The sequence below is a fragment of the Microbacterium sp. HA-8 genome (assembly GCF_046111165.1).
Lineage (GTDB): Bacteria > Actinomycetota > Actinomycetes > Actinomycetales > Microbacteriaceae > Microbacterium.
Genome location: NZ_CP162025.1, coordinates 351,535 through 367,906, shown reverse-complemented (window position 1 = coordinate 367,906; position 16,372 = coordinate 351,535). Strand labels below are relative to the sequence as shown.

General features: G+C 69.1%; 18 protein-coding genes. 10 read left to right on the top strand and 8 right to left on the bottom strand.

Annotation, left to right across the window (positions count from 1 at the left end):
• The first annotated feature begins 95 nt into the window (after positions 1–95).
• The 4 genes from AB2L57_RS01745 to AB2L57_RS01730 all read left to right on the top strand — a co-directional run bounded on the left by AB2L57_RS01745 (position 96) and on the right by AB2L57_RS01730 (position 2,514).
• Positions 96–1,043: an abortive infection family protein gene (locus tag AB2L57_RS01745; RefSeq protein WP_100812130.1), complete on the top strand. Its 948-nt coding sequence runs from the start codon at positions 96–98 to the stop codon at positions 1,041–1,043.
• Positions 1,040–1,564: a DUF1643 domain-containing protein gene (locus AB2L57_RS01740; RefSeq protein WP_409047910.1), complete on the top strand. Its 525-nt coding sequence runs from the start codon at positions 1,040–1,042 to the stop codon at positions 1,562–1,564. The genes AB2L57_RS01745 and AB2L57_RS01740 overlap by 4 nt, the downstream gene beginning before the upstream one ends.
• Before the next feature lie 267 nt (positions 1,565–1,831).
• The gene (locus AB2L57_RS01735) at positions 1,832–2,395 is read left to right on the top strand and encodes a hypothetical protein (RefSeq protein ID WP_157813995.1); all 564 of its coding nucleotides are present in this window, start codon (positions 1,832–1,834) and stop codon (positions 2,393–2,395) included.
• The gene (locus AB2L57_RS01730) at positions 2,392–2,514 is read left to right on the top strand and encodes a hypothetical protein (protein WP_269800329.1); all 123 of its coding nucleotides are present in this window, start codon (positions 2,392–2,394) and stop codon (positions 2,512–2,514) included. Before AB2L57_RS01735 ends, AB2L57_RS01730 begins: the two co-directional genes overlap by 4 nt.
• Positions 2,515–2,914: 400 nt before the next feature.
• Here AB2L57_RS01730 and AB2L57_RS01725 read toward each other — a convergent pair whose 3' ends face one another.
• The gene (locus AB2L57_RS01725; RefSeq protein ID WP_409047909.1) at positions 2,915–3,283 is read right to left on the bottom strand and encodes a DUF3846 domain-containing protein; all 369 of its coding nucleotides are present in this window, start codon (positions 3,281–3,283) and stop codon (positions 2,915–2,917) included.
• 367 nt (positions 3,284–3,650) lie between these two features.
• Positions 3,651–4,196, bottom strand: coding sequence for a hypothetical protein (locus AB2L57_RS01720; RefSeq protein WP_100812134.1), 546 nt, complete (start codon positions 4,194–4,196; stop codon positions 3,651–3,653).
• A 259-nt stretch (positions 4,197–4,455) separates the two neighbouring features.
• Between AB2L57_RS01720 and AB2L57_RS01715 the strand changes: the two genes are divergently transcribed.
• The gene (locus AB2L57_RS01715; protein ID WP_100812135.1) at positions 4,456–5,322 is read left to right on the top strand and encodes a hypothetical protein; all 867 of its coding nucleotides are present in this window, start codon (positions 4,456–4,458) and stop codon (positions 5,320–5,322) included.
• A 62-nt stretch (positions 5,323–5,384) separates the two neighbouring features.
• Here AB2L57_RS01715 and AB2L57_RS01710 read toward each other — a convergent pair whose 3' ends face one another.
• Complete coding sequence (locus AB2L57_RS01710; RefSeq protein WP_100812136.1) at positions 5,385–6,836, bottom strand: ParB/RepB/Spo0J family partition protein; 1,452 nt, start codon at positions 6,834–6,836, stop codon at positions 5,385–5,387.
• A gap of 376 nt (positions 6,837–7,212) precedes the next feature.
• Between AB2L57_RS01710 and AB2L57_RS01705 the strand changes: the two genes are divergently transcribed.
• Positions 7,213–8,277 (top strand): serine/arginine repetitive matrix protein 2, encoded by a 1,065-nt coding sequence (locus AB2L57_RS01705; RefSeq protein WP_232711321.1) that lies wholly within the window; start codon positions 7,213–7,215, stop codon positions 8,275–8,277.
• Between the two features lie 2 nt (positions 8,278–8,279).
• Positions 8,280–8,474 (top strand): bifunctional DNA primase/polymerase, encoded by a 195-nt coding sequence (locus AB2L57_RS01700; protein ID WP_409047908.1) that lies wholly within the window; start codon positions 8,280–8,282, stop codon positions 8,472–8,474.
• Here the strand turns inward: AB2L57_RS01700 and AB2L57_RS01695 are convergent.
• On the bottom strand, positions 8,452–9,723 hold the full coding sequence (locus AB2L57_RS01695) for an IS110 family transposase (RefSeq protein WP_409046946.1): 1,272 nt from the start codon (positions 9,721–9,723) through the stop codon (positions 8,452–8,454). The genes AB2L57_RS01700 and AB2L57_RS01695 overlap by 23 nt on opposite strands.
• Positions 9,724–9,945: 222 nt before the next feature.
• Between AB2L57_RS01695 and AB2L57_RS01690 the strand changes: the two genes are divergently transcribed.
• The 3 genes from AB2L57_RS01690 to AB2L57_RS01680 all read left to right on the top strand — a co-directional run bounded on the left by AB2L57_RS01690 (position 9,946) and on the right by AB2L57_RS01680 (position 11,385).
• Positions 9,946–10,647 carry a bifunctional DNA primase/polymerase gene (locus AB2L57_RS01690; RefSeq protein WP_409047907.1) on the top strand — a complete coding sequence of 234 codons (702 nt, stop codon included), beginning with the start codon at positions 9,946–9,948 and terminating at the stop codon, positions 10,645–10,647.
• A gap of 251 nt (positions 10,648–10,898) precedes the next feature.
• On the top strand, positions 10,899–11,084 hold the full coding sequence (locus tag AB2L57_RS01685) for a hypothetical protein (RefSeq protein WP_100812138.1): 186 nt from the start codon (positions 10,899–10,901) through the stop codon (positions 11,082–11,084).
• Positions 11,085–11,175: 91 nt separating this feature from the next.
• Positions 11,176–11,385 (top strand): hypothetical protein, encoded by a 210-nt coding sequence (locus tag AB2L57_RS01680; protein WP_409047906.1) that lies wholly within the window; start codon positions 11,176–11,178, stop codon positions 11,383–11,385.
• Between the two features lie 10 nt (positions 11,386–11,395).
• Here AB2L57_RS01680 and AB2L57_RS01675 read toward each other — a convergent pair whose 3' ends face one another.
• Genes AB2L57_RS01675 through AB2L57_RS01660 form a run of 4 tightly spaced genes read right to left on the bottom strand, consistent with a single transcriptional unit; the run spans position 11,396 to position 16,365 of the window.
• Positions 11,396–11,977, bottom strand: a complete 582-nt coding sequence (locus tag AB2L57_RS01675; RefSeq protein WP_100812140.1) for a prepilin peptidase — start codon at positions 11,975–11,977, stop codon at positions 11,396–11,398.
• Complete coding sequence (locus AB2L57_RS01670) at positions 11,974–14,784, bottom strand: hypothetical protein (RefSeq protein ID WP_103663366.1); 2,811 nt, start codon at positions 14,782–14,784, stop codon at positions 11,974–11,976. Before AB2L57_RS01670 ends, AB2L57_RS01675 begins: the two co-directional genes overlap by 4 nt.
• A 28-nt stretch (positions 14,785–14,812) precedes the next feature.
• Positions 14,813–15,760 carry a hypothetical protein gene (locus tag AB2L57_RS01665; protein WP_146048047.1) on the bottom strand — a complete coding sequence of 316 codons (948 nt, stop codon included), beginning with the start codon at positions 15,758–15,760 and terminating at the stop codon, positions 14,813–14,815.
• Positions 15,754–16,365, bottom strand: coding sequence for a hypothetical protein (locus AB2L57_RS01660; protein ID WP_100812143.1), 612 nt, complete (start codon positions 16,363–16,365; stop codon positions 15,754–15,756). Before AB2L57_RS01660 ends, AB2L57_RS01665 begins: the two co-directional genes overlap by 7 nt.
• Positions 16,366–16,372 lie beyond the last annotated feature (7 nt).

Below are 16,372 nucleotides of genomic sequence, written 5' to 3'. Positions count from 1 at the left end.
GTTGCTGCCTTCGATTGCACCGGGCGCTCAGACCTCGCGAAATGGCACCCAGTGCGTAGGGCTGCGGAAGTCGCTCGGGTGAATACGATCAGATCATGCCGAGTAGCTCGAGTCGCATCACCGCGATCACGCGTCGCAAGCTGTTCGACTCCATCGCGCTCTCGGGCCTCAGCTGGTCGGGACGTCTTGAGGAACCGGACTTCCTCGGCCGGATCTACGACCTGGGCGAGCTGCCGAGCACGGATACCCGCTACCGAGACGCGTCCGGAGACATCTGGCAGCACCGGGTGAACAACCCTTACGACTGGGAAGACGATTGGGTCTTCACAGACAGCAGGTTCGGGCTCATGCATGGCGACGATGAGGTAGTCCTCGTGTTCCTCGCCGAGATGCTGCACCCGGTCGTGCGAACTGACGAGGCCGAGGCGGCGCTGTTGTTGAAGGCGTTCAACGAGGCCCTCGCGCGCGACGGCTACGAGCTTTATGCGTCCGACTGGATCAGCGGTCATGCGATCTACGGCTGGCGGCGCTTGGACGCGTTTCACGGCACAACGCCGGAGCTACGACTGAGCGAGCGACCTCTCACGGATCCGGACGTTCTCCAGGAGCACCTCAACCGGATCCGCGCCGGTCTAGTCGCGGATCCACCGGCGGCGATCTCCTCGTGCAAGAACCTCATCGAGTCGTTGTTCAAGATCATCCTCGACCGCAGCGAGGTCGCCTACAGTCGCAGCGACGACATCCCTGACCTCTATCGCAAGGTCGCGGACCTTCTCGCCCTTAGTGCCGAGGCGGTGCCAGAGTCCGCGCGGGCGAGTCAGACCTCGCAGAGGATCTTGCGCACGCTCGTGACGACCGTGAACTCGCTCTCTGAGCTGCGCAACGAGCTGGGGATCGGACACGGGCAGTCCCGGCGCAGCGGGGCGCTTGCACGTCACGCTCGTCTGGCGCTGAACGCGACGGTCACTATCGCGGAGTTCGTACTCGATACCTGGCAGGCCCGGCTCGAGTCCGGCGCCCTCGAAATCGGACAGACACAGTGACAGTGCCCGAAGGATGGCTGTACGAGAACACTCCCGACAACACAGCGCGGTTCGTGCTTGGCACAGTCGGGGAGAACCCTTTGATATGCGTGGGCGTCAACCCGAGCACTGCGACGCCACTGAAGCTGGATCGCACGGTGACCCGTATCGCCCGGAGAGCCGCGAAGAACAACTACGACAGCTGGATCATGCTGAACCTCTATCCACAGCGGTCGAAGGATCCGGACGGCATGCACACGCAGTACCTGCCGGAGCTGAAGGCCCAGAACGAGAAGCACATCGCTGAGTTGCTACGGGGCCGCAGCGTCACGCTGCTCGCAGCATGGGGTGAGCTAATCGAGAAGCGAGCCTATCTCCCTGAGATGCTCGACGGCATCGCGCAGATCGCGGAACAAGGGTCTTGCGGCTGGATGTCGATCGGCAGCCCCCTGAAGAGACATCACCCTCGGCATCCTTCACGCGCACCCTACGACACGAGTCTGCAGAGCTTTGACATGGCGACGTACCTACGGACGCTGTGAACATGCCTGCGCCACCCAGTCCCCGGTGGTCAAAGCTCCGGTGACGATGACGAGCGACAACGGGACCGCATCAGATGCAATTCACCAAGGTCCTCAATGTGAGCGCGGCCCCGACTGTCACCACGAGCAACTCTCCTCGCTCAGCGTCGGATCGACGACGCCATTCCCGACAACTCCTCCAGCATTTGCCAGCTGTGCACCGGTGCTTCCCCTGACCTCAATCGAGCGTGAGGTACGCGAGTCCCGCCTACTCGGTACAGTGTGCTCGTGAGATGGCCTTGGGGGCAGAAGAAGCCGGGCGCGGCATACGAACCACCTGCGGGGCTCGTCAAACTGGACGCCGAGCATCTCGATGTCATCGAGAAGCAACTCGAACGCCAAGAGGCGGCAATGACCAGCCGCTTGTCGAACACGAGCACCCGCGCCGCGGTCCTCATCGGTGTCAGCGGCGCGCTGGGCGGCACCGAGCTCGTCACCGCTTCGGGGAACGCGTGGATCAGCGGCATCAGCCTGGCACTGTATCTCGGTGCGGCCGTGTGCGGACTGTTCGCGATGCGTTCCCGCCTGACCGAGCAACCCGCCCTCGACGGCACCATCACCGAGTACGCGGCCAAAGCAAGCGAATGGATGCGCCGGTCGCTCGTGGGCAGTCGCCTGGCATCCCAGAAGCGCTCCCGCACGCAACTCCGTCACCGGCACAACTGGCTGATCGGCGGCTTCATCGTCCTCATGGCCGCCTGGGTCGCATCCGGCGCCGGAACGATCTACGGCATCGTCAATCCTCAGCCCGCACCGCCCACCATCATCCAGATCGAAGGAGATATCCCATGACCGACACTGTTTCCGGCGGCAAGGACGGCGAAGAGGGAACCATCAAGATCTTCACCGAGACCGTGGTCGAGCACGCCCAGGAGCCTGATCCCCTCACCGACCTGCGCGCCTCCGAGTAGGGGACGCTCAGCTCAACCCCACCCCCGTCGATCATCGCCGGGGAGTCATTGTCGAGCCCGCCACTTCATGGAAGACCAAAGACTCGACCATCCAGGGCGGCGTCGTCGGGGCGGCGGTCAACGACGATGACGAGATCGCATCAGATGCGATTCGTCATCGTCAACTGGACCTTGATTGCAAGAAGTGTGTCGACGTCGTTCTACACGAGGATGGTGAGCGCGCGCAGCGGCCGGGTTGTGTGGAATTCTCGGGCGCGCGAGCTGTTGCGGGACGTGAGCGAGGGTGGGTGGGTCCAGCTTGGTGTCGGGGTTGCGGCATTGGCCGGCCTGATGCGGAGCCGTGCCTGCGTGATCTGGGTTCAGGCACGACCCGCCTCGCGGGCGATCCGTCCACTGGCTATCAGAGGTTGTCGCGGACGAGGTCGATGATGGCGGTGAGGTAGGCCGCAACGACCGCGCGTGCGTGGCCGTGGGTGAGGCTGCGGGACTCGCCGCTGTCGGCGTCGTAACTGAGGAAGACACCGGCTCCGAACAGCGCAGCGGGGGCGCCCAGGTGGGCGGCCGTGAAGCTGAGGATCGGATTCAGCGTGCTGCGGCTGATGCCGTCGTCATCGACGTAGAGACTGATCCCGAGGGGCAGCCCGACCACGTCGAAGGTGTCGCATCCGATCGCGCGGTGGAGGTTGTGGACGAGGCGGGCGGTGGTGGTGTCGTCGAGGGTGACGGTCTCGAGCTGTCCATCGAGGGTGATGCGGATCCCGGTGAGCATGGTTGCCTCCTGTCGGTTCGTGGGTGCCGTCCTGGCGGGAAGCGAGATGACGGGGCGACGGGGGAAGCGCCAAGCGGCGACCGAGGTCGGGGAGCGTGAGCGGAGGGAGCGAGGTCGCCGCTTGGTGCTGGAGGAGTCGTCCCGTACGCTCGCGGCGCCAGAGGACGGCACCCACGAACCGGTGAGGCAGCCGGCGCGGGCTCGCGTCGCTCGCGGTGCGACGGCCGGTTGCCTTGGACGTCTGCAGCGCGAAGCTGGCGGGCTTCTGACACTCGGCTGCCTGTGTTGGCAGCGAGGTGACCCCGAAGCGCGATTGACACGACGGCGACCCTGGACTGCGCGGCCAGGGCCGCCTACTCAGTGAGGCTCAATCGTCGGCTTCGGCCTCCCTGGCGTCCCAGCTCTCCAGGTCGGCGTCGTCGAGGCTGTGACTTTCGAGGTGTTCTCGGACGTCTGCCAGGTACAGGCTGTCGACCCTGCGGATAGCGTCGTCTTCGCTGTACGCGTTGATCTCAAGCCACACCTCGAGCGTGATGTGTGTGCGAACTCGGAAGGAACGGTCCAGGTCTCCGGCGTCGCGCAGGTCCTGGCGGCTGGGGCCACCGACGGTGTCGATGATCGCGTCGTACTGGCCGCAGTACTCCTCCTGTTCGGCGACGAGCGCGGCGGCGACCCAGATGTGCCGCATCCGCGGGTCGTCCGCAGGCACCGGCGCGGTGCGCAGCTGCTCGTTCTCGGCGCGCAGCCGGGCGGCCTCACGTTCGGTGTCGGCACGGGCCTGGATGATCGCGCGCAGCTTGGCGGCCTTGGCGGGGTCGACCAGAGGTAGCGGCTCACGCGCGGTCGAGACGAGTGAGGGGGCGGCGGTGAGCTCGGTGATGTTGGTGATGGTGGTCGGCGTGTCGATCGACATGGTCGTGTCCTTTCTGCCGCGCCCGGGTGGGCGTGTCGGCAGGGCGGGCGGTCACGGGGCGGTGCGGGAGCGGCGGCGGGCGACGCGGCGACCGCCTGCGGGCGGGCGCGGCGTTCGTCGCCGTCCGCACCGCCCCGTAGCCTGCGTCGCCGGCGATGCCCGCCCCGCGGCGCGTATCAGGCAGCGACCGATCGCGCGCGACTGGGGCGACACACCATCTATACGTGCGGCACCGTGCCGCTCAGAAGGGACGGACGTCGTGGCCGAGATCAGTGCCGGGGAGGAGATGCTGCGGACGATCCGCGATGCGGCCACAGTGCCGATCCCGGAGCAGCCGCGCAGATCGCAATTCGCGTCCGAGGAGAGGTTCGCTCAGGCCTGGGACGACTGGCAGGGGGAGGCGCTGGAGCGCGCGTTGAGCGCGCTGGACGCGATCGTCGTGCTGACCGGCACGGACCGTGCCGCCCCTGTGCAGCTGTGGACACCGGGCGAGCTGCTGTCGGTGTCACTGCTGCGGTCGGCGCTGACGCAGGCCGAGCGCAACCCCGCCGCCTGGCCGTACAGCGCGGCCGAGCTGGACCGCGCCCGCAGCCTGCTGGAGCGGACCAACCCGCAGGTATCGGTTGCGACGCCGAACGCCGTCGCAGGCGGTGAGCGGTGGACGGGGTGGGCGTGGGACGCGGCGCACTGGATCCCACCAGGCGTGTACGACGCGACCGGGACGCACGACGGGCAGCGGTATCGGCTGGTCGTCGGTCCGGTCGCGGATCGTGTCGCCGGCGAGTCCTCGGCGGCGTTCCGGGTCGGTGACGCCGACCGCGCGATCGTCGATCAGCTCGCGGCGACGCTAACGGGCCTGGCGCCCGGTCACCTCGCCCGGACCCTGGATCAGGCCGTCGCGGTCATCGAGGACTCCGGCCGCGACGTCGACGCGGCACGCCAGGTCAGCGCTGACCTCGCCCGAGCCGAACGCGCCCGAGCAGCCCTGCCCCGCCCACTCCCCGGGCCTGCGGCCGCGCCCCCGGCCATGGCGGCGGCGCTGAGCGACCGTGCCGCACACATCAATCGAGCAGACCCGGCGGACGAGTTGACCCCGGCTCGCCCCACGGCCTCGCGGCGGTTGTAGCCGGGAGTGCAGAAGCAGGAAGGGGCGCCCCAGCCACTGCTGGGGCGCCCCTCCTATGCGGATCAGACGGCCGGCTCGACCTCGACCCCGTCCGCGGTGGACTCCTCCGGAGCCTCGCCGACCTCCGTCTCGTCGTCGACCTCGACCCCGTCGACCTCGTGGGTCTGGGTGTGTGCGACGACGATCTGCTCGACGTCGCAGAGGGTGTATCCCCAGGCCTCGAGCGTGGTGAGGTAGCCGCCGGTCCTGCGGTCGGGGTTTCGCCAGGAGTGCCGTCCGGTGGAGCCTTCCAGGCCGCCCAGCACGATCGCCAGCGTCACATGCGCCGCCTTGGCGGGGTGGGTGTGCACGAACCCGGCCAGCCGGTCCGCACCCCATCCGCTGTCCTGGGCGACCCCAAGCAGGTCGTGGGCGAGCTTGTTGCCGCCGTCAAGACCCTTCGCGACCACAGTGCGGTCCGCCGCGAGCGCGGTGGCGATGACCCGTGGCGCGTCCTTGGGGAGGGTGCGGCGCCCGAAGAACTGGGTCAGCCACTCCCGCCTGACGGTCTGCGCCGCATCCCACGCCTTGTTGTTGGCGATGACTTCGCGCCGTTCGGCCTTCTCCTCATCGGTCATCGGCCCGGACTGACCGCCGCCGAAGCGGGGCGCGAACCCGTGGGCCTTGGGGTCGGCGAGGAAGTACGTCACGTGCACGTCGTCCCCGTAGTACACCCGCACCAGCGCGGCGGCACCGTCGAGCCCGGCGATCTGTTCGGCGGTGACGAGGTTGCCGTCGCTGTCGACCAACTCCGTGATCCGGGTGTGGGTGGTGTCCTGGTAGCCGGGTTCGCGGTCCAGGATCGTGTAGCCCTGCGCGGCGAGGTCCTGTTCGGTAGCCTCCCGCGCGCGGGCGCGCGCCTGGTCGTCCCGGGCGCGCTGTACGGCGTGATCGAACTGCCCGGGCGTTTCGACGGCGATTGCGATCAGCTCGGCGACGGTGCCCTCGTCGGCCTCGAACTCCACCAAGGCGGCGGCCTGGTCGAGGGTGAGCTGGTGGGCGGCGATCGCGGTGGCTGCCAGTTCGTTTCCGGCGACCTTGAGCCCGGTCTTGACCCGTGCGGTCTTGGTGCCGGTGCGCTTGGCGATCACCGCGGGTGTGAGCCCTTCCAGCGCGAGCTGCTGCCACGCGGCGGTGCGCTCGGTGTCAGTGAGCGCTTCGCGCTGGTCGTTCTCAACGATCTGCTCGACGATCCGTTCCACGGTGTGCTCCGTGCTGTCGACCACGAACACGGGGATCGCGGTCAGCCCCGCCTCGCGGGCGGCGAGGACGCGTCGCTGCCCGGCGCGGACGATCACCGATCCGGTGTCGTCGCGTCGGCCGCGGACGGGCTGGAGCACGCCGTGCTCTCGGATGGTGGCGATGAACTCGTCGGTCAGCGGCGCGCTGGGTCGCACGTTCGTCTCCAGCACGATCTGTGCCGGGTCGACGTACTCCAGGATCCCGACCGGCGGGCTCTGGGTAGTGGTGGTCATGGCATTGCCCTTCTGTGTGAGGAAGGATCGCGGCGGGTGCCGTGTCCCTGGCCGGTCCGGTTGGTCCGTTCCGGCACGCAGAGGGGAAGCGACCAGAGCCGGCGCAGTGCCCGCCGCGAGCGGTTCCTAAGCGGAGCCCGCAGCGACGCGGCAGCGGTGCGGAGGGCGGAGTCTGGAAAAAGCGAGCAAGGGAACGCAGCCGGCGGCGGGAGCTACCGTCGCAGGGCCGGAGACGGGCGACCGGTGCCGCGTTGGCGACACGCGCCGCCACCGCCCACGACGCGGAGGACCGAGGCCGCGCGCGTGACCGCGGCGCAGGGATGGGCGTGCACACCACGCTGGAGCGCCACCGCGCGGGTGGCTCGAAGGCGGGTGGATGATGACGCGTCGATACACGCGGGAGGAAGTGGCCGCGTACCGGGTGGAGAAGATGGAGGAGGTCACCCAGCGGCTGCAGGAGTCCGTGCAGCGGCTGGTGACCGGGCAGGACTGGCTGGAGTCGATCCGGTTCGCCGCGCGGTTCCGGTCACGGTCATGGCTGAACACGCTGCTGCTGTTCAGCCAGCAGGCCGACGCGTTCCAGGCCGGCCGGGTGCCCAGCCCGTACCCGACCTATGTCGCCGGGAGGGTGGCGTGGAAAGCGCTGGGGCGGTGGCCGACACAGCCGGGGTTCGTGATCCGGCAGCCCGTGCTCGTGGCGATGGCCTCCGCCACCCCACAGGACCCAGGCTCCTGGCACCGCCTGCCGCGCGGGCAGCGACCCGAGCCGGGCGAGGTGGTGCAACAGCGGATGGTGGGGGTCAAGCCCGCGAAGGTCTGGGACGTGTCGATGACGGACGGCACGCCGATCCCGGACCGTCCTGAGCCCCAGCTGCTGGAGGGCGCCGCTCCCCCAGGGCTGCTGGCGGCTGTGCAGGAGCAGATCCGCTCCTCGGGATACACGCTGCAGGATGCTGCCACCGCTGTCGCGCTGGATGGTGCGAACGGGATGACCAGCTTCGCGGAGCGGACGGTGAGTGTCCGTGCGGATATGGGCGAGGCTGCGCGGCTGAAGACGACGCTGCACGAACTGGCGCACGTGAAGCTGCACGCCCCGGACTCCCTCACCGCACGCGGGGAGCATCGCGGGATCGGGGAGGTGGAAGCCGAATCGGTGGCGATGTTCGTCGCCGCCAGCCACGGGCTGGACACCAGCGGATACACCGTCCCGTACGTCGCTGGATGGGCGAATAGCGTGAGCGACCGGACCGTGGCGGAGGTGCTGCAGGACACGGCCGACAAGGCCCGCCGCACCGCCCTCGGCATCCTGGAAAACCTGCCCGAGCCCGCCGTCTCAGATGGATACCCGCCGGGGATGAGCGAAGCCCTCGAGGCGCGATCGAACACGACATCACCGCAGCCGGAACGCTCACCTGCCGCACGCGCCTCGGTGGGGCGGTGACCATGGCGGAGCTGGAGTTCCCCGCTGCAACGGCAGCTCTGCCCGCCGCCGCGGTGCACTATGCCCGGCATGGTCTGAGGGTGTTCCCGTGCGTGCCCAAGCACAAGCGGCCGATGACGGAGAACGGATTCAAAGACGCGACAACGTCGGTCGGTGTGGATGCTCCTATTGCTGTCAAGCGGCCAGTGGTGGGCTGATCTGCTCCAGGATGGCGGTCGCTCGGGCCTCGAGTTCAGGGTCGGCGCGAGTGCCGATCTCGAGTCGTCGGAGCCGCTGGTAGGGGACGCCGAGAGTGGCGGCGAGAACGCTGATCGGGATGCCTTTCGCTTGTCGGCGTGCTCGGAGTTCGCGCCCGACGGGATTGTCGGTGGCGGGATTGAGCAGAGCGGCATAGATCTCGTTCGCGACGTGTCGTTTGAGGCAGCGCATGATGTCACGGTCGGTGAGTTGCTCCGAACGACGCCTCTCGAAGTAGGCCATCGTCCGAGGCTCGCGATGCCGCATGCGCAACAGCACAATCCGGTGCAGCGCGGCGTTCGCGTGCCGGTTCCCGCCGCGAGAGAGTCGATGCCGTGTGCGTTGTCCGGAGGAGGCGGGGATCGGGGCGACACCGGCGAGAGCGGCGAAGCTGGCGCGGGTTCCGAGCCGCTCGGGGTTGTCGCCCGCGGCGACCAGGAGCGTCGCTGCGGTGACAGGACCGACTCCGCTCAGGGACAGCAGCGTGGGGTTGACCTGCCGGACGAGCATCTCCAACTGTTGTTCTATCAGGTCGATCTCGGCTTGCATCGTGAGGTGTCGGACCGCGAACCGTCGCAGTGTCTGCCGGGCGACGACCGCGGGATCGGGGGACGTGATTGTTCCGGGCCGAGTCTTGGCGAGCGTGTTCACCAGACGCTGCCCGCTGAGAGCGCGGAACGCCTGTCGCACGAGCTCGGGTGCGGTGATCAGCAGCGCGTGGATCTGGTTCATCACTTGCGCTCTGGCCTTGGCCGCCGAGCGCCGCTCTGCGAGGAGGATCCGCATCGACTCGACCGCGCCATCACCAGACTTTGGGATCGCGGTGTCCGTTCCTGAGAGGACAGCGACCGCTGCCTGGTGGGCGTCGAGGGGGTCGGACTTGCCGCGACGACGGCGGGCTTGCCGGTCCTGTCGCGCGACTTCGATGACGGTCAGCCCCGCCGTGGTCAGCGCGCGTGCGAGGCCAGCCCCGTACGACCCCGTTCCCTCCACCCCGATACGGACGACATCACCGTGCGCGTGGAGGAACGCGACGATCTGCGCGTAACCGCGACCGTCGGCACGGAACTCTCGGTCCGCGACAGGTCGGCCCACGAGATCGAGGATCGCGACGTGATGCGTGTTCTTGTGCGTGTCGACCCCGGCGACCAACTCGGAGCCTGGTGGCAACGGGTTGGTCAGCGGCGGGTCGAGTGTCATGCTCGTCATTGACGGGATTCCCTTCCAATGGTGATGAACGTCACCGCGGGTCGGGTGAGTGCAGACAGCACAAAGGTGAGACGACTTTCCGGTCAGGCTCCTATCAAGTCATGTGCCCGCCCGGCCCGCAGCGACCCCGGCGTCGACGGACAGATCCACAAAAAGACAGCCGCGAACGGCGTCCGTGTAATTTCGGGTCACGCCGGCGCCGGAGCCGAATCCATCATCTCTGTGGAATCCTGGTGGCGGTCCTGGCCGTGGGCGAGCATCGGGATCCCGACTGGTGGCGACGGCATCGACGTCCTGGACATCGACGTGTACGCCAGCGGCGACGGGTACGGCGCGTTCGCCGAGCTCGAGGACGCCCGCCTTGTCGACGGGTGGGCCGCGAAGGTGCGCACCCCCTCTGGGGGGATGCACGTGTACTTCCCGGCCGATCCGGCCTGGCCGCAACGGAACTGGGCGGTGACGGCGTCCCACATCGACTTCCGCGGCGAAGGCGGGTATGTTATCGTGCCGCCCTCCTTCGGGGCTGGAACGAAGCGGTACGAAGTCATGGAAACAGCTCCCGCCGCCCGCCCGCTGGACTCCGCCCGGGTCCGAGACTTCCTGCGTCCGCCACCGCCGCCCATCGTCGCCCCGCCGCGGGCGCTGGATCGCTCGCCGGACGCGATCGTGCGGCGGATCGCCGGATTCGTCGCACGCCAGTCCGAGGGCAACCGCAACCGCGCGCTCTTCTGGGCCGCGTGCCGAGTCGCGGAACTGGATCTGCCGGAGGACTACGCGCACGGCGCGCTGGGGATGGCGGCGCTGCGCACCGGTTTGAAGCAAGAGGAGGCCGTGGCCACGATCCGCTCCGCGTACCGCACGGTCTCGGCGACGAGGTCGCTGCATCTGGATCCCGGGCCAGCCCCTCCGCCGCTCGGCCTGTGAGTGTCGTTCTGCCGGCCGTTCCGAGCGATCCGATCGCGGGTCCGAAGGGTGGCGGAGGACATGGCGTGTCCGCACCATGCGTGCGAAGAGGATGACTGATGTCCCCTTGGAGGCGTACTATCCGATCTAGAATATAGTTTCTATTAACGGACGGCATCATGAGAGTAGTGTCACCACACCGTGCAGCGACGGTCTGGTTCGAAGACGGTGTCCCGACGCGGCTGTTCTGGACGGACAGACGATGGAGAGTCTTGGATCGCCCCACGCGGCTGGACGTCCGGGAGGACATCCTCTTCCCGCCGGCTACCGGCGGCTCCCCGCGAATTGGCAGCGGGTGGCGGTTCATCGCCGGCGCGGAGGATCGCGCCGAGACGTACGTGTTCGATCTGCGCGAGACGGCGCCGGACAGGTTCGAGGTGCTGCGTGTCTTCGAGTGAGAAAGTACCGATCGAGCTTCCCGACGGTGTCGGACTGCGGCGCCTGCCGCCGAAGTCTCATCGGTCGCGCAACGCTCCGCCGGAGTGGGACGTGATGCTCGACGGTGCACGCATCGGGTGGATCGAACAGTGGAACGTTCGCAGCGCCAGTTCGACCTTCTACCGGGCGACCGCGGTTCACCCGGGAACCGGCGCACCCATCCCGCTCGAGTCGAGCACAGACCTCGCCGAACGGGTGGAAAAGGTGGTCGCCGCGTGGAAGGACCCGGCGCGCTTCGTCCGCAAGTCGTCCTGGGACTGAGTGGCCGCGTTCACGCGGACAGCGCGGCCACCGTGCACACCGCGGCTGCCACCGCGAGTGCCGGGCCATGCGCCACGGCGCCGGGTCGATGCAGCACGTACACGACGAGCTGATGCATCCCGCTGATCCCCACGGCGACGACCGGGATGAGCATCCACGCGACCCCACCGAGGCCGCCGACCCACAGCCCGAGGGCGCCGGCGAGCTTCACGTCGCCGAACCCGACCGCCCCCAGCAGTCCCAGCACGAAGTACACGGCGGCGAGCACCACGGCTGCCAGCGCAGCACCGCCGAGATGTGTGCGCGCCAGATCGCCGGTCAGCAGCGCGCCGGCGGCCAGCCACCCCACCGCAAGACCGGTCAGGGGCAGCAGCAGCCGGTCCGGGATCTGATGTGTGCGGAGGTCGACGACGCTCACCGCCACGAGAACGATGGCGCCCGCGCCCAGCAGCGCCGCCGTTCCGGCGGGCGGGAGGGCCCGGTCGATCCCGGTGGCAACGGCGCCGACCGCGATCGCAAGTCCGGTCGTGGCGGCCGGGATCAGGCGGTGCGGCGCCGCGGGCGCGACGGCGGGTGGTGCGGGGCGGGTCATGGGTCCGTGACCAGTTCCCGGCGACCCTCATCGATCAGGGACTGAGTCTCGGGCTCGGGTTCGTAGCCCTCGTCGAAGCTGTCCAGATACCGTTCCAGATCGCCGACGATCCGTTCGAACCGGTCGGTGTCGCCCTTGGCCAGGGCACTGAGCATCAGATTGCGCCAGGCGGTCTCGTTGACCGGGTCCACCACGTTGCCGACGGTGGCGGCGAACTGGGCGCGGCCGTGGTCGCGGGCCGCGTAGGCGCGCCGGAACAGCTCGTCCGCGACGTCGCTGATCCGCGCGATCATCTCCTCCAGGTCGAGGTGACACCAGGCCCAGAATCGTTGCTTGATGCCCGCGAACGGCTGCCCCTTGACCAGGCGCAGTGCCGCCCGCAGCCGCTCGGAGCTCGCCGCGGTGATGTCGGTGCCGACGAGGTCCTCGAACTCGCCCCAGTCGCTGCGGATCCCGGTGTGAAGGCGGTACCCGTGGGTGGAGTCGTAGCGAGGAAGATAGTTCTCCACTGTGCCCGTGTCGACGTCCGCATCGGTGGCGCCGAGCCAGTTCCTGGTGTGGTTGGTGAGCTTGCGCATCGACATGGACGCGGCCTGGGGGGCGGCGTTGGGCCAGAACGCCTGGGCGAGTTGGTCGGTGGTCGCGTGCGGGTGCAGGTGCAGGTAGGCGACGAGCTCGACCCCGCGGCCGGGGGCGGGCGCCCGCGGCTCCCCCTCGCGTTCGGGAAGATCGATGCCCACCGGTCCGAGCAGCCGCAGGTATGGGGCATTAGGCTGAGCGCTCGCCTGAGGCGGAGGCTCCTCATCGTCAGGAGGACGTGTCTCCGTGGGGTGGGACGGGTCATCGTCGTCGACAACGGGTGCGGGTCGTCTGGCGGCCGCCGGCGCATCGTGTTCGGAGGTGCGGGGTGGCGCCGCGGCGTCGTTCATCAGGCGGGTCAGGAGGCTGAGGACCTCGTCGCCCACGTGCTGAGGATGCAGTTCAAGGCCGATGGGCTCCAGGGACGCGTGCTCGTCGTCGCGCAGACGCAACTGCGCGCCGTCGAGGAGCGGTTGCCCGGCAATCACCGCGATGCCGGCCTGGTCGCTGTGCGAGACGATGTCGGCAAGCGCGTCCGCTTGCGCGTCGGTGAGCGTGGTGTGGATGATGACGACCTCGGTGGACCATGAGTCGGGAGAGTCGCTGATCCGGGCGTCGGCGATCGACGCGTGACCGGCGTCGGCGAGCGCCCGGCGGACGTCCATGGTGCGCGCGCGCAGGGCCGGCAGCAGCGACTCGGCGTCGTTCAGATACCGGACTCGTCCGGTGTCCACAGCGCGGGCCAGTCCGTGGTGCGCGCCCACGACCGTGACGCGCAGGTCGTCAGACCACTGCGCGGTGGAAAGCTCCAGCGTCATCGACGTGAGCGCGGCGGCGACCTGGGCGGGGTCGCCGTGAACCTGGAGGGTCCGCCAGTGCTCGAGGTCGATCAGGATGTGCGCGCCGACGGGGTCCTGGCCCAGCAGCAGCAGCGACGGATAGGGGTTCACCGCGCCGGGCGCAAGATCGGCCGCGGCGGCGGGGTAGGTCCAGACCAGGTCGTCGTCGCTGGCGGATTCGAAGGGTGCCGGCAGTCGGACCGGGTCGGCCAGGAAGAATGTGGGGCCGGTGGTGTCGAGCCGGATCGCGTACAGGGCGGGCAGGGCCGTGCCGGTGCTGGCCGCCCAGGCGCCGAGGGCTCGTGCGGCTCGATCGACGTCGGCGATGCCCGCTTCGTCGCTGGCGTCGCGCAGCTGGCGTTCCAGCTGGTGGGTTTGCTCGTCGGGGAGCCGGAGACGTTCCCCGCTCCGGCGACGTCGACGCTGGTGCACCCGCAACGCCACAAGCACGGTCAAGAGCCCGGCGGCGAGCAGCCCGGAGATGCCTCCTGCGGTGCGCACCACGGCGGCGAGGTCGCTGTCCTCGTCGCCGCCGTCCGTGTCGGTGGCGGTGTCGGCGACCGTGTGCGGAGCCTGAGCGACTTCCGGATCCGCGGTCGGCGTGGGGTGGTCGATGCCCGGCCCCGGAAGTGCCTGCCGGTCGGGCTCAGGAGGGGTGGGCGTTGCGTGGTCATCCGCGGGCGGGGCTGCCGGCTCCGGCGTGGCGACGGGAGCGCTGCGGGGCTGCGGGATGTGGACGGTCCAGCCGGGCAGAATCAGGTCGGGGTCGGTCAGGCGTCTTCCGCCGGGCTGTTCGATGTGGGTGGATGCCTCGAAGATCTCCGGATACCGTTCGCCGGCACCGAGCTCTTCGGCGGCGATGTCCCAGAGCGTGTCGCCGGGCACGATCGTCCGCTCCAGGAACTCATGTTCCGTGGTGACGGGCTGTTCGGGTCGGGATGCCGCGGGTATCTCAGTGGGCTGCGAGATGTCGGCCGCCGGAACAGCACTGGTCATCGCGGGCGGTCCGGTGGATGCCGCGGAGGCAGGCGTGGCGGTGGCGCCGAAGATGACCAGGATGGCGGCGACGAGCGCGGATGCGGCCGCTTGCTGCATCCGGAAGGCCGCCGGGGCGGGGCGCGGGGTGGCGCCGCGGCGGGCGTGGTGGATCGCGGTGGGGATGGCGGCGAAGAGGGGAACGGTGAAGAACGCCCAGGCGCCCCACCCGATCAGCGGAAGAACCGTGCCGAGGAAGAAGCGGCCGCCGAAGTCGGGGACGGTCATCGCCTCGCTGAGTGTCTCCCAGGAGGGCAGGGGGTTCCCGGCCAGTGCCAGCAGGACGGCGGGGGCGCCGATGATGAGGACGGCCGCGGCCAGTACCGAGGCGATGCTTGCGAGGATGCGTCTCATTTCCGCGTGCCGTTCTCTCGGATTCTTGTCAACGGTTGGGAACGTTGACGGACTGGAGTTCCTGGATCTCGAGGGGGACCGTGCTCTCCGCGGTGAGCGGGATGGTTCCACTCTGTCCGCCTCCGACCCAATCGACATCCCATTGGCTGCGTGCAACGACGGAGTAGTAGCCGCCGGGTTGCTGTCTGCTCGTGAGCGCATAGGAGTGACCGCAGTCGGGGGAGGCGCCCAGGCCCCGCGCCTCGTCATAGGGGGTCCCCGGTCCTGCGCAGGCGACTGTGGCACCGTCGCCCATGACCCACACCACGCCGGTCACACGGGCCGTGACGGTGACCGTTTGGCCTCCGAGGGTGGCGGTGACGGTGTAGGGACCCCAGTTCTGCGCGGTGCGGTTCTGTGCCCACAGCCAGATCGGGATGCCGACGTGCCCGCGCCGGTGCCCCCACTCGGCGTTCACGTCGGGTGCCATGCCGATGTCGATGCCGTGGAAGGTCATGGTTTGGACGATCCGCGCGGCGGCCTGGCCAGGCGTGAGCTCCAACCCTGGTGGAGGCTGTGTGAGCCAGTGACCAGTGGCGACGACGAACCCGGCGCCTGGCGCGTATGGCGTGCACAGATACCAGGCTCCCGTCGGGTCAGCACCAGGTGGTGGCGGGTGCTCGCCGAGGACGGCCGGATCGCGCAGCTCCCAGTAGCACTGGCTCGCGTTGCTCCAGTGCCCGTGCTCGGACACGCACGGCACCTCCACGTACCCGCTGCCGACATCCGCCAGGCATTGCGCTGGCCCCGGCGTCACCCCCGTGTGCGGGTCGGGTGCCGGATCCGTGGGTGGCCGATCCAGCTGGATCGTACAGGCCAGGGCGATCGCGTCGCAGTGGGGTTCCTGCACGTCCGCGTGGGCCGGCAGCGGTGCGAGTGCCGCCAGCAGAGTGAGCATGGTCAGCAGGACAATCCAGTTGCGGTGACGTCTCAGCATGGCTCTGGCTCAGCGGGAGATGGAGTGTCGAACACGATCCAGGACTGTGTCGTGGGCCGGTAGACCAGGACGGGCTGGAAGCGCACACGGCGAACATCAGCGACCGGAACAGGGCCGCCGTCCGCGTACAGGAGCTCGACTTGGCTGGAGTCGTAGCATCCACCGAGGGTGACGGTTCCGAACGGGATGGAGGCGCCGTCGACGACGGCTTCGGATGCCTGTCCGGATGATGTTTCGAAGCGGAACTGCCCCTCGGCGTGGATGCCCTGCGCTGCCAGCTGAGAGGCCTCGTCGCGCAGCCGGCTCTCGGCGGCTCCGCCGACCAGGGCGGCGAGGTCGTGCTGTCCGGACGGGTCGGCGTACACGGCGGAGCGCAGCTGCATGTACCGGCCGATCGTGTCGACCGCGTGCGCGATCGCGTCGTCGGCGGTGGAGGGCGGACCGACCGTGTCGGGGGTGGCTATCGGGGTGGCGGATGGCGAAGGGGACGGCGTGTTCACGGAGGGCGACGGGTCGGGGGTAGGCGGCACCGTCGGTGCACAGCCGGCGAGAAGGACGACGCTCAGGCCCAGCGCGGCGAGCGTGGTCGGTCGAAGGATGGTCATCGGTGCT